General features: G+C 33.1%; 27 protein-coding genes. 18 read left to right on the top strand and 9 right to left on the bottom strand.

Translation table 11 applies throughout. The features are described 5' to 3' along the window. The first annotated feature begins 51 nt into the window (after window positions 1-51). Both B2989_RS10180 and B2989_RS10175 read left to right on the top strand, forming a co-directional pair. Window positions 52-780, top strand: a complete 729-nt coding sequence (locus tag B2989_RS10180) for a Bax inhibitor-1/YccA family protein (RefSeq protein ID WP_292948056.1) — start codon at window positions 52-54, stop codon at window positions 778-780. A gap of 259 nt (window positions 781-1039) precedes the next feature. Further along, window positions 1040-1975, top strand: coding sequence for a T9SS type A sorting domain-containing protein (locus B2989_RS10175; RefSeq protein WP_292948054.1), 936 nt, complete (start codon window positions 1040-1042; stop codon window positions 1973-1975). Window positions 1976-2026: 51 nt separating this feature from the next. Here the strand turns inward: B2989_RS10175 and B2989_RS10170 are convergent, their stop codons facing one another. Both B2989_RS10170 and B2989_RS10165 read right to left on the bottom strand, forming a co-directional pair. Continuing rightward, window positions 2027-2497 (bottom strand): Lrp/AsnC family transcriptional regulator, encoded by a 471-nt coding sequence (locus B2989_RS10170; RefSeq protein ID WP_028283223.1) that lies wholly within the window; start codon window positions 2495-2497, stop codon window positions 2027-2029. Window positions 2498-2712: 215 nt separating this feature from the next. Next, window positions 2713-4077, bottom strand: coding sequence for a saccharopine dehydrogenase family protein (locus B2989_RS10165; RefSeq protein ID WP_292948051.1), 1365 nt, complete (start codon window positions 4075-4077; stop codon window positions 2713-2715). Between the two features lie 78 nt (window positions 4078-4155). On the opposite strand from B2989_RS10165, the gene B2989_RS10160 reads away from it, so the two are divergent. Next, the gene (locus tag B2989_RS10160; RefSeq protein ID WP_292948049.1) at window positions 4156-4548 is read left to right on the top strand and encodes a DUF423 domain-containing protein; all 393 of its coding nucleotides are present in this window, start codon (window positions 4156-4158) and stop codon (window positions 4546-4548) included. 74 nt (window positions 4549-4622) lie between these two features. Beyond that, window positions 4623-6239, top strand: a complete 1617-nt coding sequence (gene pckA / locus B2989_RS10155; RefSeq protein ID WP_292948047.1) for a phosphoenolpyruvate carboxykinase (ATP) — start codon at window positions 4623-4625, stop codon at window positions 6237-6239. Between the two features lie 77 nt (window positions 6240-6316). On the opposite strand, the gene B2989_RS10150 is transcribed toward pckA, so the two are convergent. Further along, window positions 6317-7066, bottom strand: a complete 750-nt coding sequence (locus B2989_RS10150; RefSeq protein ID WP_145004153.1) for a uroporphyrinogen-III synthase — start codon at window positions 7064-7066, stop codon at window positions 6317-6319. Between the two features lie 17 nt (window positions 7067-7083). Continuing rightward, window positions 7084-7734: a DUF4271 domain-containing protein gene (locus B2989_RS10145; RefSeq protein WP_292948044.1), complete on the bottom strand. Its 651-nt coding sequence runs from the start codon at window positions 7732-7734 to the stop codon at window positions 7084-7086. Between the two features lie 108 nt (window positions 7735-7842). Between B2989_RS10145 and B2989_RS10140 the strand changes: the two genes are divergently transcribed. The 3 genes from B2989_RS10140 to B2989_RS10130 are packed head-to-tail and all read left to right on the top strand — an operon-like array spanning window position 7843 to window position 10348. Then, window positions 7843-8568, top strand: a complete 726-nt coding sequence (locus B2989_RS10140) for a polyprenol monophosphomannose synthase (protein ID WP_292948042.1) — start codon at window positions 7843-7845, stop codon at window positions 8566-8568. Between the two features lie 2 nt (window positions 8569-8570). Beyond that, window positions 8571-9917, top strand: a complete 1347-nt coding sequence (locus B2989_RS10135) for a dihydroorotase (protein WP_292948040.1) — start codon at window positions 8571-8573, stop codon at window positions 9915-9917. A 2-nt stretch (window positions 9918-9919) separates the two neighbouring features. Further along, window positions 9920-10348, top strand: coding sequence for a DUF4296 domain-containing protein (locus B2989_RS10130; RefSeq protein ID WP_292948038.1), 429 nt, complete (start codon window positions 9920-9922; stop codon window positions 10346-10348). On the opposite strand, the gene B2989_RS10125 is transcribed toward B2989_RS10130, so the two are convergent. Then, the gene (locus B2989_RS10125; protein ID WP_292948036.1) at window positions 10311-11330 is read right to left on the bottom strand and encodes an NAD-dependent epimerase/dehydratase family protein; all 1020 of its coding nucleotides are present in this window, start codon (window positions 11328-11330) and stop codon (window positions 10311-10313) included. The genes B2989_RS10130 and B2989_RS10125 overlap by 38 nt on opposite strands. Before the next feature lie 87 nt (window positions 11331-11417). Between B2989_RS10125 and tyrS the strand changes: the two genes are divergently transcribed. Beyond that, window positions 11418-12728 carry a tyrosine--tRNA ligase gene (tyrS, locus tag B2989_RS10120; protein WP_292948034.1) on the top strand — a complete coding sequence of 437 codons (1311 nt, stop codon included), beginning with the start codon at window positions 11418-11420 and terminating at the stop codon, window positions 12726-12728. 147 nt (window positions 12729-12875) lie between these two features. Here tyrS and B2989_RS10115 read toward each other — a convergent pair whose 3' ends face one another. The 3 genes from B2989_RS10115 to B2989_RS10105 all read right to left on the bottom strand — a co-directional run bounded on the left by B2989_RS10115 (window position 12876) and on the right by B2989_RS10105 (window position 16635). After that, window positions 12876-13856: an acyl transferase gene (locus tag B2989_RS10115; RefSeq protein WP_292948033.1), complete on the bottom strand. Its 981-nt coding sequence runs from the start codon at window positions 13854-13856 to the stop codon at window positions 12876-12878. Window positions 13857-13935: 79 nt separating this feature from the next. Continuing rightward, a complete protein-coding gene (locus B2989_RS10110; protein ID WP_292948032.1) occupies window positions 13936-14835 on the bottom strand; it encodes a T9SS type A sorting domain-containing protein in 900 nt (299 codons plus the stop codon). Window positions 14836-14928: 93 nt separating this feature from the next. After that, the gene (locus B2989_RS10105) at window positions 14929-16635 is read right to left on the bottom strand and encodes a DUF6130 family protein (RefSeq protein WP_292948031.1); all 1707 of its coding nucleotides are present in this window, start codon (window positions 16633-16635) and stop codon (window positions 14929-14931) included. A 367-nt stretch (window positions 16636-17002) separates the two neighbouring features. Here B2989_RS10105 and B2989_RS10100 point away from each other — a divergent pair, with 367 nt between their 5' ends. Next, entirely contained in the window at window positions 17003-17686 is a 684-nt protein-coding gene (locus tag B2989_RS10100) for a response regulator transcription factor (protein ID WP_145004123.1), read from the top strand. A 73-nt stretch (window positions 17687-17759) separates the two neighbouring features. Then, complete coding sequence (locus B2989_RS10095; RefSeq protein WP_292948030.1) at window positions 17760-18734, top strand: sensor histidine kinase; 975 nt, start codon at window positions 17760-17762, stop codon at window positions 18732-18734. Here the strand turns inward: B2989_RS10095 and B2989_RS10090 are convergent. After that, the gene (locus tag B2989_RS10090) at window positions 18703-19758 is read right to left on the bottom strand and encodes a glycosyltransferase (protein ID WP_292948029.1); all 1056 of its coding nucleotides are present in this window, start codon (window positions 19756-19758) and stop codon (window positions 18703-18705) included. The genes B2989_RS10095 and B2989_RS10090 overlap by 32 nt on opposite strands. Window positions 19759-19944: 186 nt before the next feature. Between B2989_RS10090 and trmB the strand changes: the two genes are divergently transcribed. The 8 genes from trmB to B2989_RS10050 all read left to right on the top strand — a co-directional run bounded on the left by trmB (window position 19945) and on the right by B2989_RS10050 (window position 25971). Beyond that, window positions 19945-20619: a tRNA (guanosine(46)-N7)-methyltransferase TrmB gene (gene trmB / locus B2989_RS10085; RefSeq protein WP_145004115.1), complete on the top strand. Its 675-nt coding sequence runs from the start codon at window positions 19945-19947 to the stop codon at window positions 20617-20619. Between the two features lie 3 nt (window positions 20620-20622). Continuing rightward, window positions 20623-21252 carry a LysE family transporter gene (locus tag B2989_RS10080; RefSeq protein WP_145004112.1) on the top strand — a complete coding sequence of 210 codons (630 nt, stop codon included), beginning with the start codon at window positions 20623-20625 and terminating at the stop codon, window positions 21250-21252. Between the two features lie 4 nt (window positions 21253-21256). Continuing rightward, window positions 21257-21592: an MGMT family protein gene (locus B2989_RS10075; RefSeq protein WP_191101551.1), complete on the top strand. Its 336-nt coding sequence runs from the start codon at window positions 21257-21259 to the stop codon at window positions 21590-21592. Window positions 21593-21611: 19 nt separating this feature from the next. Then, window positions 21612-22490, top strand: coding sequence for a hypothetical protein (locus B2989_RS10070; protein WP_292948028.1), 879 nt, complete (start codon window positions 21612-21614; stop codon window positions 22488-22490). 253 nt (window positions 22491-22743) lie between these two features. After that, window positions 22744-23883 (top strand): Mrp/NBP35 family ATP-binding protein, encoded by a 1140-nt coding sequence (locus tag B2989_RS10065; protein WP_292948027.1) that lies wholly within the window; start codon window positions 22744-22746, stop codon window positions 23881-23883. After that, entirely contained in the window at window positions 23884-24120 is a 237-nt protein-coding gene (locus B2989_RS10060; RefSeq protein ID WP_292948026.1) for a NifU family protein, read from the top strand. Between the two features lie 198 nt (window positions 24121-24318). Then, window positions 24319-25371, top strand: coding sequence for an NAD(P)/FAD-dependent oxidoreductase (locus tag B2989_RS10055; protein WP_145004098.1), 1053 nt, complete (start codon window positions 24319-24321; stop codon window positions 25369-25371). A 267-nt stretch (window positions 25372-25638) separates the two neighbouring features. Continuing rightward, complete coding sequence (locus tag B2989_RS10050) at window positions 25639-25971, top strand: 2Fe-2S iron-sulfur cluster-binding protein (protein ID WP_145004093.1); 333 nt, start codon at window positions 25639-25641, stop codon at window positions 25969-25971. Window positions 25972-26094 lie beyond the last annotated feature (123 nt).

Genomic DNA, 26094 nt, shown 5'->3' with positions numbered 1-26094 from the left:
ATAGTTTTTCTTTTTTTTACATTTGAGCAACCAATAATTTAATCAATAATAATGGAAAATAATTTAGAAAATTCGTTTGACAATTATCAAGGGAATACATTAGTAAATGTGGCATCTGAAGCAGATAGAGTTGCATTTTATAAAAAAACGTATGGTCATGTTGCTGTAGGTGTATTAGTATTTATTTTATTTGAATACCTACTTTTACAAAGCCAAACTGTTGTAGAGTTTATGTTGTCTATGACAGAAGGTTATAAGTGGTTATTACTACTTGGAGGTTTTATGTTAGTCACAACTTATGCTGAAAGTACAGCAATGAAAACTGCCGATAAAAATAAACAGTATTTAGCTTATGCATTATATATATTAGCTCAGGCTGTTATTTTTGTGCCAATGATATACATTGCAGCTTTTTACATGGATTCTGGTCCAGAGATGTTACAGCAAGCAGCATTGGTAACATTAGCGTTATTTACAGGTTTAACTGCTGTAGTAATGATGACTAAAACAGATTTTTCGTTTTTAAAAGCAGGTTTAACTATTGGTGGCTTTATAGCTTTAGGGTTAATTGTTGCTGGATCACTTTTTGGTGGATTTACACTAGGTTTATGGTTTTCTGTTGGGATGTGTTTATTAGCAGGAGGATCTATTTTATACCAAACGTCTCAGATTAAAGATAAATACACAACTGAAGATTATATACCTGCAGCATTAGGTTTATTTGCATCTTTAATGTTGCTATTTTGGTATATCCTTAGAATATTTATGTCAAGAGACTAAAAATTATACCAGTAAATATTAAAAAAAAAGCACCTAAAATTTAGGTGCTTTTTTTACGTCTAAACTTAAATTTAACAAGGTTTAATTAACTTGTAATTTGCTGTTCTATAGTTGTTTGTTGGTTGTAAAACTATTTTTAAAATTAATATCAAAAATTATTATATGGTGTCAATCAATATGTTAAATTTGTTATGCTATTAATTTATATATTATGAAAAATAAACTACTATCATTGATTTTTTTGTTACCCTCATTAATCATGTCACAAGTAGGCAATGGTTTTGAAAACACTCCAGGTGTAACATTTAACGCTGTAAGTAATGCGTGTCAATATTTTGATACAAATACTACAACAGCACATACATTAACTAATTATAATGCCAATTGCGGTTTGGTATATGTTACTGAGGCAAGTTCTGGTTCAACATTAGGATACTCTATTGTATTAGATCCAACAACACCTAATGGTCCTGTAGGTTTCTCTGATGGAGATTATTTTGGTGTTGCTACAGCAGCCTCTGTCCAATCAGAATTAGGTTTTGCGCCACCAGAAGGGACGCAAGCTTTTTTTATGGATGATGTTGATGGTACAGTTACTATGACTTTTGACCAAGTTGATTTAGTAGGATCTAATCCACAGTTTAGTATGCAATATTTTTTAGATGATACTAATTGGGATATTTTAGACTTTTTTAGAGTGACTATTCAATTTTCAGATTGTGCTTCACCAGCGCTTACGTTAATTGATACCACTACAGAAACTAATGGTATTGATGATTTACCAGGTTTGCAAGGGTCTTGGCAATTATTGTCTGCAGATTTATCTGCTAATGCAGCGTGCAAAGCACAATTGGTAATTGAGTTTTCTTCTAATTCTGGAGCAGAGCAATTGGCCTTAGATGCTATAGATTTTATTCCTGGTTTGACACTAAGTACAGATGTATTTGATTTAAATAATGTGTTATCTATATATCCAAATCCTTCTAATGGATTAATGACTATTAAAAACATCGGAGTTAATTTAAAGGCTGTTAATGTTACAGATATTAATGGACGTTTAATTAAAACAATAGATTTAAATAATAGCTCAACAAATGCTATTTTAGATTTAAGTACAGATTTAGCTTCTGGATTGTATTTTATTACTGTAGTTTCAGAAAAAGGAAATCTTCTTAAAAAGATAATTATAGAATAATTTAGTAATTTAGAAATACATAAAAAAAGCGCCTTTTTGAAGGCGCTTTTTTTATATTTTTATTTGTCGTTCTATTTGTTGGTCTAGAGATATAAAGGTTTCTGTTCTAGAAACACCAGCAATGGATTGTATATCATTGTTTAGTAAATGCATTAAATGCTCGTTGTCCTTACATAGTATTTTTATTAATATACTCCAGTTTCCTGTGGTGTAATGACACTCTAAAACTTCGGGTATTTTTTTTAATTGTTTAACTGCTTCCGGATTACTCATGGCTTTGTCTAAATAAATGCCTACAAATGCCATAGTGGTATAACCTAAAACTTTTGGATTAATAACAAATTTAGAGCCTGCTATTAATTTAGATTTTTCTAGTTTTCTTAAGCGTTGGTGTATGGCAGCTCCAGAGATGCCGACTTGACGTGCGATTTCTAAAACAGGTGTTCTGGCATCTTGCATTAAAGCACGAAGTATCTTTTTATCGATACCATCTATAGTAATGTTATTGTTTGTAGTTTTCAAGTTGAAATAGGTTAAAATTTAAAAGATAAATTTAAACAATCTATTTTAAATTGTAACGTGGTGTAATTAAGACTTTGTTTTTACACGCATTAAGGATGGAAATGGCATCCTTTTTTGCCATTAAAAGCAAAAAAGATATAATGTACAGCCTGACCTAAGCAATACTTACAAGGTTAATTAAAACCTTGCAAGTGTTGTGTGGTAATGCCCAAAAATTAAACGTTTAATGGGTTGTAGCCTAAATATGGGACTTCGGTTTCTTTAAAAGTAATTCCGTAATCTTTTAATTCTTCTAGAATTGGAGTGTAGACTTCTTTTGTAATTGGTATTTGTACGCCTGGAGTTGTAATCTTACCATTTAATATGGCTAATGTTGCAATTGCCACAGGAAGTCCTACGGTTTTTGCCATAGCTGTGTAAGTTTGGTCTTCGCCAAGGGTCACCATTGTAGAGTCTATTTGGTGTTTTTTACCATCAAGCTCATAACCAAATTTATGGTACATGACAATCATGTCCTTATCTTTAGGGTCTAACGTCCAGCTGTCTAGTAATATTTTTTGTAATATTTGAGCAGGCGTTGCTTTTTTAAGTTCGACCATTTTAGTTTTGCTAAACAGGTCTAGCTCTAAAAACTTGTCCCAAATAATATCATCTTGATCTATTTTTAAGGCGTGTCTAAATTTAAGCTCAACAGAGTCTGTTGGGCTGTAAGGTAAAAAGGCGTTTACAAAGTCGCGATAGGTCATATTCTCACTATCATCTATAGTATAACTATCGTCTGTCATGCCTAATGCTACAAAGACTTGCCAAGCTCTGGAAAATCCAACACGACGCATCGTCCCACGATATAATGTTTTTACATTGTCAAGATTATATACGCTTTGGTATTTTAATGAGTCGCGATTAGCGTAAGCTTCAAAGCGTCCAAACCCGTCAACGTCTAAAAATTCGGTACGTCTAAATAAGCGGTTGTAAGGTATGTATTTGTATGTGTTTTCTTGTAAAAATTTGGCTGCACCACCTTGTCCTGCTGTGACTACATTTCTTGGATTCCAAGTAAATTTGTAATTCCATAAATTGTTATCACTTTCTGGAGCTACTAATCCACCAGTAAAGGACTCGAATAATATGATTTTTCCGCCTTTATCACGAATACCATCAATAACTTGCATGGCACTCATATGATCTAGTCCTGGGTCTACACCAATCTCGTTCATAAAGACTAATCCTTTGTCTTTAGCCTCTTGATCTAAAGCTTGCATTTCATCACTTACATAAGACGCTGTGACCATACTTTTATTAAAAGTAATACAATCTTTTGCAACTTCTATATGGAATCTTGCTGGTAGCATGGACACCACGATATCTGCAGCTTTTATAGCTTGCTCTCTAGATGCTGGATCAAATACATCTAAACTTATTGCCGAGGCGTTAGTATGATTGCTAATCATTATTTTTGCGCTCTCAACATTTAGGTCACCAACTGTAATATGTAATTTTTCGGTTTCTGATTTATCTAGTAAGTATTTAATAAGGTACGAGGTTGATTTTCCGGAACCTATGACTAATATCTTTCGCATAATGGGATTTGTTGAGTATTTTTGAACTACGAATGTAGAAAATTTTAATTGGGATAAAAACGAAAATGAAGTATTTATATGAATAAGAAGCTATTACTTTTAGGAACTATTTTGGGATTATTAAGTGTTGTTTTAGGTGCTTTTGGCGCACATGGATTAAAAGCTTTAGTGTCTGCAGAAGCAGTCCAAAGTTACGAAACTGGTGTGCGCTACCAAATGTATCATGCGTTATTGTTGTTAGTCGTTGGGAGTCATAATTTGGTGACCTTAAAATCTAAAACAATAATTTATTATTTGGTTTTGTCAGGTATAATTTTGTTTTCCGGATCTATTTACGGATTAGCAACTAACACATTAACTGCTTTTAATTTTAAATCGATAGCGTTTGTGACACCAATAGGAGGTTTACTATTAATCTTGTCATGGGGTATCCTGTTGATAAATATTTTAAAGATCAAACAGAATAATTAGTATTTGTTTGGCGTTTCTAGTGTAATAATTTTAACTTTGCAACTCAAACAACACATACACAACACACACAAATTATGGTAGACCATACCCAATTTACGAAAACGATTGCGTTGGAACAATACGGAATCAAAAATGCCCAAGTAAAATATCAATTAACACCAGATCAATTACAAGAGGAAACTCTAGAAAAAGGTCAAGGTAAAGTAGCCTCTTCAGGAGCTTTAGCAGTAAATACAGGCGAGTTTACAGGACGTTCTCCAATGGACCGTTTTATTGTAAAAGACAGTATTACTGAAGATAAAGTGTGGTGGGGAAATATCAACATTCCTTTTGATGCTGATAAGTTTCAAAAACTATACGATAAAGTAACAGATTACTTATCTAACAAAGAGGTTTTTGTTAGAGACAGTTTTGCTTGTGCTGATGAAGACTACAAACTAAACATTCGTGTTATAAATGAGTATCCATGGAGTAACATGTTTGCTTACAATATGTTTTTAAGACCAACTGAAGAAGAGTTAAAAGATTTTACTCCAGAATGGACTGTAGTTAACGCTCCAGGTTTTATGGCAGATCCAGAAGTTGATGGTACACGTCAGCATAACTTTGCTATTTTAGATTTTACTAGAAAAATTGCTTTAATTGGTGGTACAGGTTACACAGGAGAAATCAAAAAAGGAATCTTCTCTGCACTAAACTTTATTTTACCAGTTTATAAAAATACATTACCAATGCACTGTAGTGCAAATGTTGGTAAGGATGGTGACACAGCAATTTTCTTTGGATTATCAGGAACAGGAAAAACAACATTATCTACAGATCCTGACAGAAGCTTAATTGGAGATGATGAGCATGGTTGGACTGCAGAGAATACTGTGTTTAACTTTGAAGGTGGTTGTTACGCTAAAGTGATTAACTTATCAGGAGAGCAAGAACCAGAAATTTTTGGTGCGATTAAAAAAGGAGCAATCCTAGAAAACGTTATCATGAATGATAAAGGAGAGGTAGATTTTGAAGATACTTCTATTACGCAAAATACGCGTGTAAGTTATCCAATACATCATATTGAAAATATTAGAGTACCATCTACAGGAGAGAATCCTAAAAACATTTTCTTTTTAACAGCAGATGCTTTTGGAGTATTGCCTCCAATATCTAAACTAACACCAGCTCAAGCTGCTTTCCATTTTATATCTGGTTATACTGCAAAAGTAGCAGGTACCGAAGCTGGAATTACTGAGCCAGTACCAAGTTTTTCGGCATGTTTTGGAGCGCCTTTTATGCCTTTACATCCAACAAAATACGCTGAGATGTTAAGTAAAAAAATGAAAGATGCTAACGTAAACGTGTGGTTGATTAACACAGGTTGGACTGGAGGGTCTTACGGAGTAGGAAGCAGAATTAAGTTAAAATATACGCGTGCTATGATTAGTGCAGTGCTTAATGGAGATTTAGGATTGTATAACTATAAAGATTATCACATCCATTCTGTATTTGGTGTAGCACAACCTAGAACTTGTCCAGGTGTACCTGATGAGGTGTTAAGCCCAAGATCAACTTGGAAAAACGATAAAGAATATTATAAAACAGCTTTTAAACTAGCTAATGCTTTTAGAGAGAATTTTGAGAAATTTGAATCTTATGCAAGCGAAGAAATTAGACGTGGTGGACCACAACGTTACGCTGAATAGTAATAGATAAAGTGTTAATAAAAAAAGCGCCAATTGAAAATTTCAATTGGCGCTTTTAATTTATAGTAGATTAAGGTTTATTTACCTTTATTAACTTTGTCAATATATTTTTGAAGTGCCATAGTCATAGATGGTGTTTCAGGTGTTGGTGCAGCAATGTCTACACGCAATCCTTTTTCTTCAACAGCTTTAATGGTCGTGTTACCAAAAACAGCAATTCTAGTATCGTTTTGTTTAAATTCCGGAAAGTTGTGGAATAAAGACTCGATACCACTAGGACTAAAAAATACTAAAATGTCATAAGTCACATTTTCTAAATCTGATAAGTCACTAATAACTGTTTTATAAAACACAGCTTCTTTCCAGTCAATATTTAATGCGTTTAAAGTTTCTGGTACCTCAGGCTTTAATTTGTCTGTTGTAGGTAACAAAAACTTTTCGTCTTTATATTTTTTTATTAAAGGTGATAAGTCTGCAAAATTACGCTTACCAACATAAATTTTACGCTTTCTGTACACTACATATTTTTGTAAATAGTAAGCAACTGCTTCAGATTGACAAAAATATTTTAAAGAATCTGGCACTTTAAAACGCATTTCTTCAGCCACTCTAAAAAAGTGATCAACAGCATTTCTACTAGTTAAAATAATAGCAGTGTAATTTTTTAAATCAACTTTTTGTTGTCTGATATCTTTGGATGGCACACCTTCTACATGAATAAAAGGTCTAAAATCAATTTTTACTTTCTGCTTTTCAGAGAGATCAAAATAAGGCGAATTTTCTATTTTAGGTTCCGGTTGCGAGACTAAAATCGTTTTCACTTTCATAAGTTGTATAATTTTATTTAGACCCAATTAGTTGTTATAATTTTATATAAAACAACATAAGGTGCAATTTCGAGAGTGCAAAGATACAAAATAAAATAAAACAAGCTCTTTCTAAAGACATTAAGATTATTCTTAATAAATAAAAACAAGCCAAAAAATTGCAAAGCTAAAAGGATGGTAAGCAGTGTAATTAATAGGGTTTGGTTAGGTGTTAAAGTATAGATTAGTAAAGCATTTATTGGTAGAAGTACTAATCCTACAAAGTTTTGAAAGCTAGTTTTTTCAAAAATATATTTATCTATAATAGGCTCTATATCCAATACGCTTGATAATAATCTTTCAAAAAGCACCTTTAATATTAAAAATAACCCAATAAGTAAAGCGTATTTAAAGACGTCTAATTGTGGTAATTTATTTAAGGATTGCTCATTTAAATAGGTATGCAGTAAAAGTCCTAAGTTTAGTATAAAGTTTAAAAACAGCAAACCTTCAAATAAATCAAAAAAGCGCTGTTCCTTTATATATAGGTTAGTATGTCTGGAGTTAAATAGTAGTAAGATAAACTCATTAAACCTTTTAGTAAATAATGTCTTAGATAGCGCTACAATAATTAGGCAACCTATAAAAGTTAGGGTTAAAATATCTACAGTATATAGGTCTCTTAGCATGGCATAAAATTATTATTTTTTAATAGTAAATCGCCTAATAATTAAGTAATTTTTATAATTAAGTAATTTTATAAAAATGTACATTTGCCTAAATTTTAATTAGTATTGATGCAAGACGCTGTTGTTATAATACCAACATACAACGAAATTGAGAATATAGAAGCTATTTTAAGTGCAGTGTTTGCGCTTCCTAAAGCATTTGATGTATTAGTGGTGGACGATAATTCGCCAGATCAAACCGCTGTTAAGGTTAAAGCATTACAAGCAGAGTTTGACAATCAGCTATTTTTAGAAGTTAGAAAAGAAAAATCTGGGTTAGGTACTGCGTATATACATGGTTTTAAATGGGCTTTAAATAAACAATACCAATATATTTTTGAGATGGATGCAGATTTTTCTCATAACCCAACAGATTTAATACGTTTGTATGACGCTTGTCGTTTAGACAATGCAGACTTAGCCATAGGGTCACGTTATGTAAAAGGTGTCAATGTAGTCAATTGGCCTCTAGGTCGTGTAATATTGTCTTATGGTGCTTCTATTTATGTAAGATTAATTACAGGTATGCGTGTTAAAGACGCTACAGCAGGTTTTATATGTTACAAAAGACAGGTTTTAGAGCAACTAAATTTAGATCAAATAAAGTTTGTTGGCTACGCGTTTCAAATAGAAATGAAATTTAAGGCGTATTTAAAAAAGTTTAAATTAGTAGAAGTCCCAGTCATATTTACTGACAGAACAAAAGGAGAATCCAAATTAAGCTCAAGTATTATATCCGAAGCTATATTTGGTGTTATAAGTATGAAAATTAAAAGTTTATTCAAATCCAATTAATAATGCAAAACAAGAAGACACTTATTAAAAATGCAAAAATCGTTAATGAAGGCACAATTTTTAATGGTGATATATTAATCGAAGGTCAGTTTATTACAAAAATAGACCATTCTATTAGCCCAAAATCTGCAGATGTTAATGTTTTTGACGCAGAGGGTAAATATGTCATTCCAGGAGCAATTGATGATCAAGTGCATTTTAGAGAACCAGGATTAACGCACAAAGCAAATATAGAGACAGAGTCTAGAGCTGCTATTGCTGGTGGAATTACCTCTTTTATCGAGATGCCAAACACCAACCCACAAACAACAACTATTGAAAAGCTAGACGAGAAATTTGCAATTGCTGCTAAAAAATCTTGGGCTAACTATTCCTTTATGTTTGGTGGTACTAATGATAATTTAGAAGAAATTTTAAAAGTAAATAAAAAGGAAGTTGCAGGTCTAAAACTATTTTTAGGATCGTCAACAGGTAATATGCTTGTTGATAATCCAGAGGTTTTAGAAAAAATATTTAACAGTACAGATTTATTAATTTCTGTGCATTGTGAGGACGAAGTAACCATCCAAAAAAACTTAGATATTTATAAGGAACGCTATGGAGATGATATTCCTGTAAATTTTCATCCTATAATTAGAAGTGAGGAAGCATGTTATATTTCTTCTTCTAAAGCTATAGAATTAGCCAAAAAAACAGGAGCACGTTTACATGTGTTTCATTTATCTACAGGTAAGGAAACCGAATTGTTTGACAATAAAGTACCTTTAAAAGATAAAAAAATTACTGCAGAGGTTTGTATACATCACCTGTGGTTTAGCGATAAAGATTATGACGATAAAGGCACGCTAATTAAGTGGAATCCTGCGGTTAAAACCGAAAAAGATCGCGAGCAACTACTAAAGGCCTTGTTAGATGACAAGATAGACGTTATTGCTACAGACCATGCACCACATACCTTTGAAGAAAAATCAAACGTATACACATCTGCACCATCTGGAGGTCCTTTAGTACAACATGCACTACCAGCATTGCTAGAAATGTATCATGATGGTGATATCTCTATTGAGAAGATTGTAGAAAAATTTTGCCATAATCCAGCTATTTTATTTGAAGTAGAAAAACGTGGATATATCAGAGAGGGCTATTTTGCAGACCTAGTGGTTGTAGATTTAAACAACCCTTGGACTGTTAAAAAGGATAATATTTTATATAAATGTGGATGGTCTCCTTTTGAGGGTACAACATTTAAATCTAGGATTACCCATACGTTTGTAAATGGTGGTTTAGCATATAAAAACTTTAAGTTTTATGATACTAACTACGCACAACGTTTAACCTTTAATAGATAGTTATGTTAAAACAGAGCATTGTAATATACATATTTATAACCTTGTTATTTGTGTCTTGTTACGGAATTGAAAAACCAAAAAAACCTGAAAATTTAATGAGTAAGGATAAAATGGTAGATGTTCTGGTAGAATTAGCATTAGTGTCTTCTGCTAAAGGAATTAATAAACGCGAGCTAGAAAATAAAGGGATAGTACCTGATACATTTGTTTACAGAAAACATAAAATTGACAGCACCATATTTGCAGACAGTAATAACTACTATGCATATGACATAGATGAGTATTCTCAAATATACAAGGATGTTAGAGATAGTCTAGAAAGTTTAAGAACTTTTTATAAAACCGAAGAGAAAAAGGAAGACAAAATCAAACAAAAAGAATTAAAAGAAACAGTTAAACAAAAACTTGATCGCGTGCAAACGCCAAAGTAGTTTGTTTTAAACTAGTGTCTATACTTGTAAAATTATAATCTATAGCAGTTGTAATTTTACTATTACTAAATTGACTTTGTGACAAAGCCGAATGTGCTGTTTGTTTAGACAACAAGCGTCGTTTACCTGTCAGTTTCTGTTTTATCCAATCCAATCGCCAACCTAAAGCTAATAGTAGTTTTGTGGCTTTCTTTTTTGGAGGGACGACATTTAAGTAGTTGGCAGTTTTGTAAATAAAGTCTTTAAAGCTTAAGTTTTCAGATACCAATATGTAGCGTTCATTAATAATGTTGCTTTTCATAAGTGTAACCATACAACTTACAACATCATTAACATCCACGTAACCTGTACTTCCTGTAGTGTAATAGGACATGCCTTTATTTACCACAGTAATAAGCGATCCACTACCATAATTCCATATTCCAGGACCAATTATAATTCCAGGATTTACAATAACAGCATCTAAGCCTTCTTGTGTACCACGCCAAACTTCAAGCTCTGCACCATACTTGGTAATAGCATAAACACTATTGTCAAATTCCTGATTCCAATCCGTATCTTCAGTAATTAATTGTGCATTATTAGTTGGTGTACCAATAGCAGCTATGGAGCTGACATAACATAGTTTTTTTACCTGATTAGATAAACATAGGTTAACAATATTTGCTGTCCCTTCAATATTAGTTTTTCTAAGCAGTTCAAACTTATTAGGTTCAAAAGATACAAAAGCAGCACAATGATAAACATGGGTAATGCCATTAAAAGCTTCAGTTAAATCTGGTATATCGTTTAAATCGGCTTTTACCCAATCAATTTTGCTAAAAGGGACATCAGGTGTGTCAGTATAATAGCTAAAAATGCGTTTAACGGTTTCAAACTTTTTTTCATTTCTATAAATAGCACGTACAGATTGGTTTTCATTTAATAAATTAAACAATAAGTGTGCACCAACCAAGCCTGTTCCTCCTGTAACTAAAATCATACCTCTAAGGTAATAAATATTAGATATTGTATGTAGTTTATGGCACGATTTTTATCTTTGCGTCTTCAATAATAAAACCACACTAAAATGGCTAATGCATTTGTAGAAGAATTAAGATGGAGAGGGATGGTACACGATATCATGCCAGGAACCGAAGCGCAACTGGATAAAGAGATGACCACAGCCTATATTGGTTTTGACCCAACATCAGACTCGTTACACATAGGTAGTTTAGTACCAATAATATTGCTAGTACATTTAAAAAAAGCAGGACATAAACCCGTAGCTTTAGTTGGTGGAGCAACAGGTATGATTGGTGACCCTTCTGGAAAAAGTGACGAGCGTAATTTATTGGACGAAGCCACACTTAACCATAACGTAGCAGGTATTAAGTCTGTGTTGTCTCATTTTTTAGACTTTAACTCTAGCGATAAAAACGCACCAGTTTTAGTTAATAATTATGATTGGATGAAATCGTTTTCATTTATAGATTTTGCGCGTGATGTTGGTAAACGTATTACTGTAAATTACATGATGGCTAAGGATAGCGTTAAAAAACGTTTTTCTGGAGAAGAAGGTAGTATAGGTATGAGTTTTACAGAGTTTACTTACCAATTAATCCAAGGATACGATTTTTACCATTTATATAAACACCTAAATTGTAAATTACAAATGGGTGGAAGTGATCAATGGGGAAACATTACCACAGGAACAGAGTTGGTAAGACGTATGACTGTAGGTGATGACACAGCTAAAGCTTACGCGATGACCTGTCCATTAATAACAAAAGCAGATGGAAGTAAATTTGGTAAAAGCGAAGGTGGTAATGTTTGGCTAACTGCAGATAAAACTAGTGTATACAAATTCTACCAGTTTTGGTTAAATAGTTCTGACGAAGATGCAGAGAAGTACATCAAAATTTTTACCTTTTTAAATAAAGATACCATTGACGCTTTAATTGCAGAACATAAAGAAAATCCAGGTTTTAGAGCCTTACAAAAACGATTAGCAGAAGAGGTAACTACTTTTGTACATAGTAAAGAAGAATTAGAAAATGCTGAAAAAGCATCAGGAATATTGTTTAGTAAAGATTTTAAAAATGAAATTAAGCAGCTAAACGAAAATTTATTTTTAGATGTTTTTGAAGGTGTGCCACAAGCCGAAGTGTCTATGGACAAAATCGAAGCTGGTTTAGACATGATTGCTGCATTAGCTGCCGAAACTGATTTTTTAGCCAGTAATGGAGAAGCACGTCGTGCATTAAAAGAAAACTCGGTGTCTGTAAACAAGGATAAAGTAACAGAGGATTACACGATTACTAAAGACGATTTAATTAACGATAAGTATATTGTAATTAACAGAGGTAAAAAAACAACCTTTATTATTAAAGCTATCTAAAAAATTGCTGAGGTTGTAAATCTCAAATACTATATTAAATAATAAAGCCTGCTTAAAATAAGCAGGCTTTTTTTATGAAATCAGTTAACCAACCAAAAACTAATTTCTCTTTTTCATATTAGGTTGGTCGTATCTTTTTTAAAGTCCTTACAATACCATTAAATTACAGCCTCTAATATCACTATTATCAAAGCGACCAATAATTTCAAAGTCCTCATTATCATGCACTTTACCTAAATCTTGAGTCGCAATAAAACTACAAGAATTTATATTTGCCAAATCAATAACATTAATACCACCAGTTTTTGGACTATTAAAAACGGTTAATGCATCCTCAGTATCTCTAGTTAAAATACGCATCCAAGGTGGACAGTTAAAAATACCATGTCCTTTGGAGTATGCTTGGCTTAATAACTCGGTCATACCATACTCGCTATGGATTGCATCCACACCAAAACCTGCTTTTAAGGTGTTGTGTAACTCTTCTCTAATCACTTCTTTACGACGTCCTTTCATACCGCCAGTTTCCATAACAATAGTATGTTTAAGGTTAAAAGTGTGCAGGTCTATTAAATCTAAAAGTGCAAAGGATACACCAATAAGTAATACGTTTTCTTCTGCTTGATCCAATGCAATTAGTGTGTCCTTTAATTGGTCTAAATTATTTAAGTAAAAACCACTTTTTGGTTTATTGGAATCTTTAATTAAATGGTCTACCATGTAAACTAAAGAGGAGCCTTCGCGTTCTAAATAATTAGGTAATAAGGCCAAAATGGTATAATCTTTTACATTACCATAAAAATGCTTAAAGCCTAATTTAAAACTAGTTTCATACACGCTTAAGTCAGATACCAAATGCTTACTGGTAATTTGTCCTGTAGTACCACTACTTGAAAAAGTAGTTTCAATAGGGTTAGTTGTACTTAATACCTGATGAGATTTAAAAAATTGTATGGGTAAAAACGGAATCTCATGCAAGTCTGAGATATCACTTGGATTAATATACAGTAAGTCGCAAAACGAACGATAGATTGTATTGTTTTCAAACTGAAAACGAAACACCTCTAAGGCTTTTGCCTTAAACTGATCAGGAGTTGTAATTGTAAAAATGTCCTTAGTCGTAGTCATGAAATTGTAAAACACAAAAGTATATAAAATAAAAAAAGCGTTGCTATTGCAACGCTTTTTTTGTGAGGTATAATAAAACTTATTCTATTACTAATTTTTTAGTAGTAGTCGCTCCATTTTGCGTTAATTTTAAAATGTAAACGCCAGCTTTTAAATTAGACACGTTTAAACGACTAGTCGTTAATTTTGTGTTTAATACTTGCTTTCCTAAAACATCATAAGCAACAACAGCTACTGGCTGATTGTTTGCAGTTTTGATATTTACAAATCCGTTAGACGTTGGATTAGGGAATACTGTAAATTCTGATTGTTTAAAAGTTGTTGTTGATAATGTTGGAATAACAAATGTACAAGCTGTTAGGTTTTGATAAGCTTGACTAGTAATCCAATTAGCAGGATTATTTATAGCAGCTTTTAATGTATCTACATCTCCAGTAGTAGTTGAGCAATCATAAACACCACTATCTGCTTCTGGGTCTAAAGCTATAAAGTTTGCATTAGCAGTACTTGGTAATGCAGATGTGTTAGAACTTGTTGAATCTGGGTTCCAATCACCATTCATTTGTATACCAGCATAAAAACCAGAGACATTAGTTCCATTAGGTACATTACCTGGGTCATAAGCAAAAACTTGGTCACCACTTGCAGACAAATTAACATTACTATTTGTGTATGTTCCGTGTGTTACCGCATCAGCTGCAATATCAGTAAATGTCACAACTGTACCAGCTGTTAAAACACTATTAGGAGATGTCCATATAAATGTTCCTTCATTCGCTCTAAAACCTCCTGCTGCTTGCCAACCATTGTCAGTAAATTCTATTTGGGTTCCTGCAGGCATATCTACAAAAGTTACAAAAGAAAAACTATCTGGCGCATCAGAGTTATAACCAGTAAAGGCTATATCTCCTGCTTGAAGTTGAGCACTTGCAGTAAAGACGCTAGTTAAAGTAAAAAGTAAAAAGTAAATTTTTTTCATATAAATGTGTTGTTAAATTTAGCATCAAATCTATACAAAAAAAAAGAGTTATCTGATAACAGATAACTCTTTTAACAATACCTTAATATGGGATTATTCTACTATTAATCGCTTAGTGGTAGAGGTTCCGTTTTGGTTTAATTTTAATATATAAACACCAGTTGTTAAGCTTGTAACATCTAATGTGTTGTTGTTAAGCGTTTTAGATAAAACTTGCTTTCCTAATATATCATATACAGTAACATTAACAGCAGTATTTGCTTTAGTTGTAATGTTTACAAAGCCTGTATTTGTTGGATTTGGATAGATGTTAAAGTTTGCAGTTGTGTTAAATTCTTGAGTTGTTAAAGAGGCTTCACTCCATGTTGTTGCTATTCTTAATTCATCCATTACGATAAATGGTGTTTCAGTTGCACTATCTTGACGAATTAAAAATTGAGAAAAAGTATTACCTGTACTTCCAGAAGCTTCGGTAGCGTCTGCAGCAGGTTCTACACCTCCTAATACTGGATTTACCCATGCACTTACAGTGTCATTATCTATGTCATAATTAAAGACAATAAAAGCTGTGTCGCCAACATTTAAATCTGTAGGTACAATTTGTGTTAATGTACCACCATTACTAATACCTACTCTGTAAGTTGTTGCTCCAGTAGGTGTTATCCATAGTCTAGATTCGTAACTTCCGGAGTCAGTCCTTAATACAGCAAAATAACCATCAGCAGCAGCAGCATCTAATGCAGTAACTTGTAACATAAAAGAAGCATAAATTTTTCCTGCATTGGTAGGTGTATAATCAACAACTGGATCTGCTCCAGACCCATCAAAAGACATGGAGTTACCTGCAGCTGTTATTCCAGGATAAGTTAAACTTCCTGTTTCAACTAAGGCATCATCACCAGAAAAGTAGTTTGTCCAAGCATCTTGCTCTGCAATAGTTTCACCAGCTGTATAATCAAAACTTTCTGTGTGAGGTAAAGCTTGTACTTCATAAACATTAAAAGTAGTTGTTGCTATTACAGGTGTAGCTAGTGGCATGTGACTATTATCTACCAATTGTAAGTCAATAGTGTGTTCTCCAGTTGATAGTCCTGTTAATAAGATTGGGTCAGTATCGTATTTCATTACAACAGATCCACCATCAACAGTATAGTGTATGTGACCATCACCAGTTCCATTTGCTACTACAAAGTTTTGTACACTTAGCTCTACATTTACGTCAGGTCCAGCAACATTGTCACCATCGTTTGGAGATGTAACTCCTAGTGTAGGAACAGCGGTAGATTCTTGGAAAACTGAAAAATCATCCCAATATACTACAGCGCTTCCATAAGTTCTAACTTCAAAATAAAACGTATCTGCGGTTGCAGGAGCAGTAAGAGTGACAGTGTATTCTGTCCACTGGTTTCCGTTAGCATCAAAATAAGCATTATTTGGTCCTCTTAATTCATTGGCATTATCTGAAATGTTACTACTTCCAGCTTTCCAGTAACTCCAGATTCTTGCATCAGTACCATCTCCAAAAGCACCATCTATTTTGTACCACAGGGATATTGTATAAGATGTTCCAGCTGTAATTCCAGTTACGGTTTGACTGATTTTGCTAGTACCTCCTGTGTGTTTAGCAGCAAAAGTACCTGTGTGTACTTCAGTAGATTCTTGCTCAACACTCTGAATAAGCTCATAAGAAGTAGGTGTTGTTGGGTCTGTCCAAGTTTCAAAATCTCCATTCACCAATAACTCTTGTCCAAAAGAGGCAGTTGCTGTAAATAAAGTAATTAAAAAGTAAAGTTTTTTCATAATTAATGGATATAAAATTAGGCAATAAAGATACACAGAAAATTGACTTAACCCAACTATTAATAATGCTATCCTGCTTCTTAATGTTAAAATAACATCATTTTAATGCTTTGGTTATCAGATTTGTAGTTAAAGACTGATTATGCGTCTATTATATTTTTTTAGATTAATTTAGCATGTTATCTTAATGTTATTAATCATTTAAAAATTAAATCTTTTAGTAATAGTTTTATCTTTACATTAATATAACCATTATGTAATTCAATAGTAAAGTCCATAAAAATTTTACAACATCAGGTTGTTTTAAATAATTGACTGCCTATTGAAATACCATGTGATAGATAAAAAAAACACATATAATAGACACATGAATAAAAAAGACATTAAAATCCTTTTAGTGGATGATGAGCCAGACATTTTAGAAATTGTAGGTTATAATTTAACTAATGAAGGCTATCAAGTAGTTACAGCTAAAAACGGATTAGAAGCAGTCAAAAAAGCTAAAAAAGAAAAGCCACAGCTTATTATTCTAGATGTGATGATGCCAGAAATGGATGGTATTGAAGCATGTGAAGCTATCAGAAAAATCCCAGAATTAAGCGCATCGCTTATTACGTTTTTAACAGCCAGAGGAGAAGATTATTCGCAAGTGGCTGGATTTGATGCAGGAGCAGATGATTATATTACTAAGCCTATTAAGCCAAAAGTATTGGTTAGTAAGGTTAAAGCATTGTTACGTCGTTTAAAAGCAGAAGAAACTAGTAAGTCTTTAATGACCATTGGTAACCTGGTAATTAATAGAGAGGAATATAAAATTATTCTGGATGGTGACGAGATTATTTTACCAAGAAAAGAATTTGAATTATTATCTTTATTAGCCTCTAAACCTAATAAAGTCTTTAAAAGAGAAGATATTTTAGATCGTGTTTGGGGTAACGAAGTCGTTGTTGGTGGACGTACAATTGACGTACATATAAGAAAACTACGAGAAAAAATTGGCGATGACAGTTTTAAAACCGTCAAAGGTGTTGGTTATAAATTTGTAGAATAATTTGAAGTTAAAAAAGACTTACAAGTTTGCATTAAAAACCTCGTTTTTAATAACAATCTTCCTAACCCTTTTTATGGGTTTGTTTTTATATACGTTTTATATTGTGGACGTAGGACAATTGGTGCTTTTTGCTTTCGCAACCTTTAGCGTCTCGTTTTTAATAACACAGTTTAGGGTAGAAAAATTTATCTATAAACGTATTAACAAAATTTACAAAGATCTTACCCTTTTAGAAGCAGTTAGTTTTAGTAAAAAAAGCATCACTACAGACATGGCTACGCTGACCAAACAGATAGACCAATATGCTAAAAACAAAAAACTAGAAATTGAAACACTTAAAGTAAGAGAAGAATACCGTAAGGAGTTTATGGGTAATATTTCTCACGAGCTTAAAACACCATTATTTACAGTACAAGGCTATCTAGAAACATTGTTAGATGGTGCTATGAATGACAAAAATGTAGCTGAAAAATATCTAGAAAGAGCCAATAAAGGTGTGGAGCGACTAATCTATATTGTTAAGGATTTAGACATGATAACCAAACTTGAAGTTGGAGATTTAAGTCTAAACGTCGATACTTTTGATATTGTGGAGCTAGTGCAAAGCGTTTTTGAGCTTTTAGAAATGAAGGCAGCCAAGAAAAAAATTACCTTAACCTTTGATATGGATTACAAGTATCCAATAATGGTAAAAGGCGATGAAGAGCGTATACAACAAGTTTTGACCAACTTGATTGTTAATTCTATTAAATATGGACGCGAAAAAGGAACGACCGAAATTAGTATAGAAAAACTAATTAAAAACAAAGTCATTGTCAGAGTAACAGACAATGGAGAAGGGATTGAGAAAAAACACATCTCTAGATTGTTTGAGCGTTTTTACAGAGTCGATAAAAGTGGATCACGTAAAGAAGGTGGTTCTGGTCTTGGACTAGCAATAGTTAAACATATTATTGAAGCTCATGACGAAAAAATTTATGTAGAAAGCGAGTTTAATATTGGTAGCGAGTTTTCTTTTACCCTTGAAAAAGCAAAAACAACCCCTTAAAATCAATGGTGTTATTAAAAGCCTTAAAACCAGAATAGGCAGTCACACGTTCCAATTGTTTTAAAGTAAAATCTTCCTGACTACAACTAGCAATAATCCCTTGGTTGTTTAGATAGTCAGCTAAATACTCTTGCTCAAATTGTCCAGGTGTTGGTATAAAAAACGCTTGTTTACCCAACTTGGCCAAATCCATAATAGTTGTATAACCAGATCTAGACACCACAAGTTCACTTTTATTAAGTGCCTGTTGCAATTCTTCGGTTTGCATAAAATTGTAAATCGTAAAAGGAGATTCCAACATAACGGTCTGTTCTGCTTCAATTTTTCCTCTAACAAACATCACCTTTCCTTTATAGTTAATTAAATCAGATAGTAGTTTTTCTTCTAATATAGTGCGTTGTGGCTCTGGTCCAGACAACAAAACCATGATATCATACTTCGGCTTAACCTTAATTTTTTCTAACCGACTTAAAGGACCAATGTACTTTATGTTTAAACCTTTGTTTTTAAAATTATGACCAAGGTTTCCGCTTAAATTAGGTTGGTTTTCAAAATCCGGAATCCAACATTCATCAAAAGCCTTTAAATAGTGATCATGAAAATAAGTACTTAATTTAGTAGTGCTTCCACTTAACACATTTAATTGGTGCGTTATAAATACAGAAGGTACCGTTTTGGACAATACACCCATTCTGTTGTCAGATATAATACCCTTAATATTATAGTCCGTAATAATTTTTTGTGTCGCGCGATGTTCTTTTTTTATCGCTTTTTTAATTTTAGGTAATTGCCAAAGCATTAACCATTTAAACCATGTTTTAGATTTGGCATATTTAACATTATAAGCAGGTAATGTAAGGCACGTCACACTCTCAAATTCTTTTTTAAGCAAATCTAACGCTTGACCATCACTAGCAATAATAGGCTCAAAACCCGCTTCAATCAAGGCATTAATAATAGGTATGCATCGCGTCGCATGACCAATTCCCCAATTTAAAGGTGCAACAAGAATTCTTTTTTTCATTATAAAAATTTGGGCGTTACCACAAGGGTCAGGCTGTCCGTTATATCTTTTTTTGCCATTTATGGCAGCAAAAAAAGGATGCCACTTCCATCCTTAACGCAGTAAAATGTCAAAATCAAAGATAATCATAAAGTTACTTAGGTATATTTCCTTAATTTTACGCCAGAAATAACAAATAGTTAAGAAGTGGGTAGCAAGAATAAGCAAAAAAGATTTAGAGAAAATGAAACCTTTGATAATGTGTTTCAGCCAACTAGAAGTCAATTAGTAGACCAGGTTTACGAGCATAAAGGAAATTGGAATAAAAATGTCTTTAAAAACAACAACCCATTAGTGTTAGAGCTAGGTTGTGGTAAAGGAGAATATAGTGTGGCTTTAGCAGAAAAGTTTCCTAATAAAAACTTTATTGGTATAGATATTAAAGGTGCACGTTTTTGGAGAGGAGCCAAAACTGCTACCGAAAATAACATGCCTAACGTTGCCTTTATACGCACACAAATTGAGTTGGTCGAGTCTGTTTTTGCAGAAAACGAAGTAGACGAAATCTGGATTACCTTTCCAGATCCACAAATAAAATATAAGCGTACAAAACACCGCATGACTAATTCGCAGTTTTTAAAACGTTACAAAACTATTTTAAAACCAGACGGAATCATGAATCTTAAAACAGATTCAGAGTTCATGCATGGTTACACATTAGGGTTACTACATGGTGAAGGTCATGAGGTATTACATTCTAATAACGATGTGTATAGACAAGACGGAAGCCCAGAAGAAGTAACTAGCATCCAAACACACTATGAAAGCATCTATTTAGAACAAAACAAACCAATTACGTATATTAGATTTAAAATTAACTAACTATTGAATTTAACAATTACCTTTTTTGTAAGCTTATTAATTGCACTTGTTGGTGTAATCCCTCCAGGATTGCTTAACATGACAGCAGCAAAAATTAGTATAAAAGAAGGGTATAGTCGTGGCTTAGTATTCTCGTTAGGGGTTTGTGTTATTGTAGTTATACAAACATTAATAGCGGTTATTTTTGCGCGCTATTTAAGTAAACATTCTGAGGTAGTTAGGATATTACAACAAGTAGCATTTGTATTATTTGTTTTAATAACGGTTTACTTTTTTTTATTAGCTACCAAGGATCCAAAACCAGAAGTAGAAGCCGATCGTAAAAGTAAACGCAGTCAGTTTTTTTATGGTATGGTGTTGTCAGCATTAAATGTGTTTCCAATTCCGTATCAAGCATATATGAGTATAACTTTGGCTAGTTTAGGTTGGATAACATTAGACAACCCAAATATTGCGTCCTATGTTGCTGGAGCAGCATCTGGTACGTTTGTGATGTTGTATATTTATGTGTTTTTTTTAAAAAAGATAAAAAGCAAAAAGCTAAAGTCACAAAAAAACATGAACTACATTATAGGTTCAATTACAGGTATAATTGCAATTGTAACACTAATAAATATTATAAAAGACTTTTAAAACTATGAAACCCGAAACACTTAATTTTTTTGATAAAGTGTATGAGGTGGCACGACAAATTCCGTATGGACGTGTGACAAGTTATGGAGCTATAGCTAATTTTTTAGGCGCAACTCGTGGAGCCAGAATGGTAGGTTATGCTATGAATGGGTCACATAATAAAGAGGTGCCTGCACACAGAGTGGTAAACCGTAAGGGTTTGCTAACTGGTAAACATCATTTTGATGGGACTAACCTTATGCAGCAATTACTAGAAAGCGAAGGTATTGAGGTTGTAGACAACCAAATCCAAAATTTTGAAACCCTATTTTGGGATCCTTCTGCATTACTTTCGGAATAATTTTTGATACGTTTTTAGCATGAAGTACAACACCCTTTTTAAAGTAGTCATGCTAATTTTTTTGGTTACATCTTGTAAAAAAGATAATAAAATAAAATTTCCAGTTTTAATTACTTCGGAATACGATACTGTTATTCAAATAAATAGTAAAGAAATGATGATTTCAGAACCTATTGTTTATGGGATTAATGTAAAAGATACATTAAGATTTTCAGGTTCATTCAACTATTTATCGCATAATTTTGATGAGTTATTAAGGAGTGAATTTAACAAAGCTGAAGATAGTATTCTAATTTTTGTAGATGCAAAACAGTTGAATTTTCATACTAGTGAAATGAATTTTTACTCTATAATTCCTCCGCCTCCACCACCTTTAAACAATTCAGAACCTTTTGATGTGAATTCAGAATATAATTACTCGAATGATCTCCAAATATTAAAGAGGCTACGAACAGAAAGAGAAAGAAAACATTATAAAACCTTACCAGTTTTTATTTTCAATAATTCTAAATTTGGTAGAGTAATTTCTAAACCTATAGTTAATGGTGATTTGTTTATGCAAGTTCAAGCAAAAGATAAAAATAACCAATGGAAACCAATAGAATATAATTATGTTCCAGGATTTATATGTGGTACTGGACATCAAGATTATTTTCTTAAACCAAAGCATTTTATTGTATCTACAATTAGAAAATATTCAGGAGATTATTTAACTAAGATGCGAGTCAAATTAATGTCTTCACAAAAAATATATTATTCAAATGAATTTGAAGGAGAAATAAATTATTCTCAATTTAAAAAAACAGAAGCAGTAGTTTTTATGGAGAAAAAGTATCCAGATTCAATTATCGGAGAGCCTTATTACAAGAGAAAACTTATATTTCTCGATTATGATTAAATCTAACATTTATTCTTCATTTTATACAATTTACAAATAATTACATATTTTGCTTATTGGAGTTTAACCCATCATAACTTCCCTTTATAGTTCTATAAAAAACAACAAACCAAGCGCTTCATTCTTCAAGGTTTATGTAGTATCTTTGCATTTTAGAATCATTCTGAATTAGTTAACAATTATCCAGAGTGGATTATTATAAGCTGTAGGCATAGTCTTCAAGCTATAATTTACTCTTTTTTTCTAAATAATTATGAAATTAAATAAACAAGACATACTTAAAGCGTTAGAAACTATAACAGTACCAGGAGAAGGTCAAAATATGGTAGAAAGCGGAGCAATAACAAACGTAGTAACTTTTGCAGACGAGGTTATTGTAGACATAACAATAAAAAACCCAGCTTTACAAGCGCGTAAAAAAACTGAGGTCGAAATCTTACAAGCCATTCACAAACTAGTGTATGAAAAAGCTAAGATTAAGGTTAATATTAAAGTGGACGCACCAGAAAAATCAGCACCAAACGTCATCAAAGGAAAACACATTCCTGGAATACAAAACATAGTAGCAGTAGCTTCTGGAAAAGGAGGTGTAGGTAAATCTACAGTAACAGCAAACCTAGCAGTAACGTTAGCAAAAATGGGCTTTAAAGTGGGTGTGTTAGATGCCGATATTTACGGACCATCAATGCCAATCATGTTTGATGTAGAGCTAGAACGTCCATTATCGACAACAGTAGATGGTAAATCAAAAATGAAACCTGTAGAAAACTACGGAGTCAAAATATTATCAATCGGGTTTTTTACAAAACCAGATCAAGCAGTTGTATGGCGTGGACCTATGGCAGCAAAAGCATTAAACCAAATGATTTTTGATGCAGCTTGGGGAGAATTAGACTTTTTACTAATTGACTTACCACCAGGAACAGGAGATATCCACCTAAGCATCATGCAATCACTACCAATAACAGGTGCAGTAGTGGTTAGTACACCACAAAACGTCGCTTTAGCAGATGCTAAAAAAGGAGTTGCAATGTTCCAACAAGACAGTATTAACGTACCAGTTTTAGGAATTATAGAAAACATGGCTTACTTTACACCAGCAGAGTTGCCAGATAATAAATACTATATCTTTGGTAAAGAAGGTGCTAAACACCTAGCCGAAGATTTACAAGTGCCTTTATTAGGAGAGTTACCATTAGTACAAAGCATACGCGAAGCAGGAGACGTTGGTCGTCCAGCAGCAATGCAAACCGGAACGCCTTTAGAAAAAGCATTTGAAACAATAACGCAAAACGTAGTGCAGCAAGTAGTGGACAGAAACGATAATCTTCCAGCGACAGAAGCTATCAAAATCACCACTATGGCAGGATGTTCTGCAGTTAATAAAAAATAAATGACAACACAAGAACTAAGATTAAACGTAGAAAAAGCATTAGAAGAAATTCGTCCTTTTTTACAAAGTGATGGAGGAGACATAGCGCTTTTATCTATCGAGAATAACGAAGTTAAAGTACAATTACAAGGTGCTTGTACCTCATGTAGTGTCAACCAAATGACGCTTAAGTCAGGTGTAGAGATGACTATCAAAAAGTACGCACCACAAATCGAACGTGTAATCAACGTGGCGTAAAACATAAGTTTTGGCGTTATCACAAAGGTCAGGCGCTCACAAAGTGGGTAAGTATTGAGCGTAGTCAAAGTACGCCATCCTTAATGCAGTTAAAAAGCTAACAAAAGTCATAAAACAAAACCAAATCTTGTTTTACTTTTGTCAGGTACACTAAAAGTCATAAGTAAAGGCTAAAGGTAAATTTGAAAAGAAAAAATAATGATTAAAACAGACATACTAATAATAGGAGCAGGACCAACTGGTCTTTTTGCTGTGTTTGAAGCAGGATTATTAAAATTAAAATGTCATTTAATAGACGCATTGCCACAACCAGGTGGACAATGCTCAGAGATATATCCTAAAAAACCTATTTATGATATTCCAGCATATCCAGAAATTCTTGCAGGAGATTTAACGCATAAGTTAATGGAGCAATGCAAGCAATTTGAACCAGGTTTTACGCTTGGCGAGCGTGCAGAAACGATTGACAAGCAAGAGGATGGAACCTTTATAGTAACCACTAATAAAGGTACAAAACATCACGCTCCTGTAGTGGCAATAGCAGGTGGATTAGGTAGTTTTGAGCCTCGTAAACCTATTATTGATAATCTAGCTAATTACGAAGACAAAGGGGTTGAATACATTATCAAAGAACCTGAGTTTTATAGAGATAAAAAAGTAGTCATTGCAGGTGGAGGAGATTCAGCTTTAGATTGGAGTATTTACCTAAGCGATATCGCTTCAGAAGTAACCTTAATCCATAGACGAAACGAGTTTAGAGGGCATTTAGATTCAGTAGAAAAAGTACAAGAATTAAAAAATGCAGGTAAGATTAATTTAATCACACCAGCTGAGGTTATTGGAGTAGAAGGGACTAATAAAGTAGAGGCTATTACTATAAAACAAGATGCCAAAACCTTTAAAAAAGAATGTGATCATTTTGTACCACTTTTTGGATTGTCACCAAAATTAGGACCAATTGCAGATTGGGGTTTAGAGATAGAAAAAAATGCAATCAAGGTGGATAATAGCTTGGATTACCAAACTAACATTCCAGGTATTTTTGCTATTGGAGATGTTAATACCTATCCAGGAAAATTAAAATTAATTTTATGTGGTTTTCACGAAGCAACATTAATGTGTCAATCAGCGTATCAAATTATTAATCCAGGAAAACGCTATGTATTAAAATATACCACAGTAAGCGGAGTAGATGGTTTTGATGGTACACGTAAAGAAGCACCAAAAGCAGTGGTAAAATCGATTCAGTAGTCAGTAAATAGTAATAAGTAATGAGGGAATGGCAGTACAAAAATTTGAAGACTTACTAGTTTGGCAAAAGTCGCAGGATTTAACGATACAGATCTACAAAGCATTTCAAGATACTAAAGATTTCTCTTTTAAGCATCAAATAGCGAAGTCCGCTCGATGTTATATTTATCCATTAGATTACATTGTTTAAAAGAGATAGAAACTAATATTCTTATTGAAAATACTAACGAGTATAAAGTAACAACTAATCACTAATTACTTCTCCTCATGGAACAAGACATAAACATAAAAATAACAGACAGAGATGGTGTAACACATGAAGTGCTTGCACCAACAGACATGGCAATGAACCTTATGGAAGTAGTCCGAAGTTACGAGCTGGCTCCAGAAGGTACTATCGGAATCTGTGGTGGTATGGCAATGTGTGCAAGTTGTCAATGTTACGTGTTAAGTGATACAATGCTTCCAGAAATGCAAGACGATGAAGAAGCGATGCTTAGCGAAGCATTCAATGTCAAAGATAATTCAAGATTAGGTTGTCAAATACAAATGACACCAGACCTAGAAGGTCTGGAAGTCCAATTAGCTCCTGAAGAATAATCCAAATTTCAGCCCACACGTCGTTGCGAACATAGTGAAGCAATCTACCTTACATTATTAGTAGCCTCGACAAAGTAAATTCTAATGGTCACGTCATTGCGAACATAGTGAAGCAATCTGTTT

The organism is Olleya sp. UBA1516 (genome assembly GCF_002323495.1).
GTDB lineage: Bacteria > Bacteroidota > Bacteroidia > Flavobacteriales > Flavobacteriaceae > Olleya.
This window is presented reverse-complemented; position numbering and strand designations above follow the sequence as displayed.

What these genes read in the sequence shown, in the direction of transcription:
- B2989_RS10180 (WP_292948056.1), top strand. Translation starts at nt 52, where the DNA reads ATGGAAAATAATTTAGAAAATTCGTTTGACAATTATCAAGGGAATACA.
- B2989_RS10175 (WP_292948054.1), top strand. Translation starts at nt 1,040, where the DNA reads ATGTCACAAGTAGGCAATGGTTTTGAAAACACTCCAGGTGTAACATTT.
- B2989_RS10165 (WP_292948051.1), bottom strand. Translation starts at nt 4,077, where the DNA reads ATGCGAAAGATATTAGTCATAGGTTCCGGAAAATCAACCTCGTACCTT.
- B2989_RS10160 (WP_292948049.1), top strand. Translation starts at nt 4,156, where the DNA reads ATGAATAAGAAGCTATTACTTTTAGGAACTATTTTGGGATTATTAAGT.
- pckA (WP_292948047.1), top strand. Translation starts at nt 4,623, where the DNA reads ATGGTAGACCATACCCAATTTACGAAAACGATTGCGTTGGAACAATAC.
- B2989_RS10150 (WP_145004153.1), bottom strand. Translation starts at nt 7,066, where the DNA reads ATGAAAGTGAAAACGATTTTAGTCTCGCAACCGGAACCTAAAATAGAA.
- B2989_RS10145 (WP_292948044.1), bottom strand. Translation starts at nt 7,734, where the DNA reads ATGCTAAGAGACCTATATACTGTAGATATTTTAACCCTAACTTTTATA.
- B2989_RS10140 (WP_292948042.1), top strand. Translation starts at nt 7,843, where the DNA reads ATGCAAGACGCTGTTGTTATAATACCAACATACAACGAAATTGAGAAT.
- B2989_RS10135 (WP_292948040.1), top strand. Translation starts at nt 8,571, where the DNA reads ATGCAAAACAAGAAGACACTTATTAAAAATGCAAAAATCGTTAATGAA.
- B2989_RS10130 (WP_292948038.1), top strand. Translation starts at nt 9,920, where the DNA reads ATGTTAAAACAGAGCATTGTAATATACATATTTATAACCTTGTTATTT.
- B2989_RS10125 (WP_292948036.1), bottom strand. Translation starts at nt 11,330, where the DNA reads ATGATTTTAGTTACAGGAGGAACAGGCTTGGTTGGTGCACACTTATTG.
- tyrS (WP_292948034.1), top strand. Translation starts at nt 11,418, where the DNA reads ATGGCTAATGCATTTGTAGAAGAATTAAGATGGAGAGGGATGGTACAC.
- B2989_RS10115 (WP_292948033.1), bottom strand. Translation starts at nt 13,856, where the DNA reads ATGACTACGACTAAGGACATTTTTACAATTACAACTCCTGATCAGTTT.
- B2989_RS10110 (WP_292948032.1), bottom strand. Translation starts at nt 14,835, where the DNA reads ATGAAAAAAATTTACTTTTTACTTTTTACTTTAACTAGCGTCTTTACT.
- B2989_RS10105 (WP_292948031.1), bottom strand. Translation starts at nt 16,635, where the DNA reads ATGAAAAAACTTTACTTTTTAATTACTTTATTTACAGCAACTGCCTCT.
- B2989_RS10100 (WP_145004123.1), top strand. Translation starts at nt 17,003, where the DNA reads ATGAATAAAAAAGACATTAAAATCCTTTTAGTGGATGATGAGCCAGAC.
- B2989_RS10095 (WP_292948030.1), top strand. Translation starts at nt 17,760, where the DNA reads ATGGGTTTGTTTTTATATACGTTTTATATTGTGGACGTAGGACAATTG.
- B2989_RS10090 (WP_292948029.1), bottom strand. Translation starts at nt 19,758, where the DNA reads ATGAAAAAAAGAATTCTTGTTGCACCTTTAAATTGGGGAATTGGTCAT.
- B2989_RS10075 (WP_191101551.1), top strand. Translation starts at nt 21,257, where the DNA reads ATGAAACCCGAAACACTTAATTTTTTTGATAAAGTGTATGAGGTGGCA.
- B2989_RS10070 (WP_292948028.1), top strand. Translation starts at nt 21,612, where the DNA reads ATGAAGTACAACACCCTTTTTAAAGTAGTCATGCTAATTTTTTTGGTT.
- B2989_RS10065 (WP_292948027.1), top strand. Translation starts at nt 22,744, where the DNA reads ATGAAATTAAATAAACAAGACATACTTAAAGCGTTAGAAACTATAACA.
- B2989_RS10060 (WP_292948026.1), top strand. Translation starts at nt 23,884, where the DNA reads ATGACAACACAAGAACTAAGATTAAACGTAGAAAAAGCATTAGAAGAA.
- B2989_RS10055 (WP_145004098.1), top strand. Translation starts at nt 24,319, where the DNA reads ATGATTAAAACAGACATACTAATAATAGGAGCAGGACCAACTGGTCTT.
- B2989_RS10050 (WP_145004093.1), top strand. Translation starts at nt 25,639, where the DNA reads ATGGAACAAGACATAAACATAAAAATAACAGACAGAGATGGTGTAACA.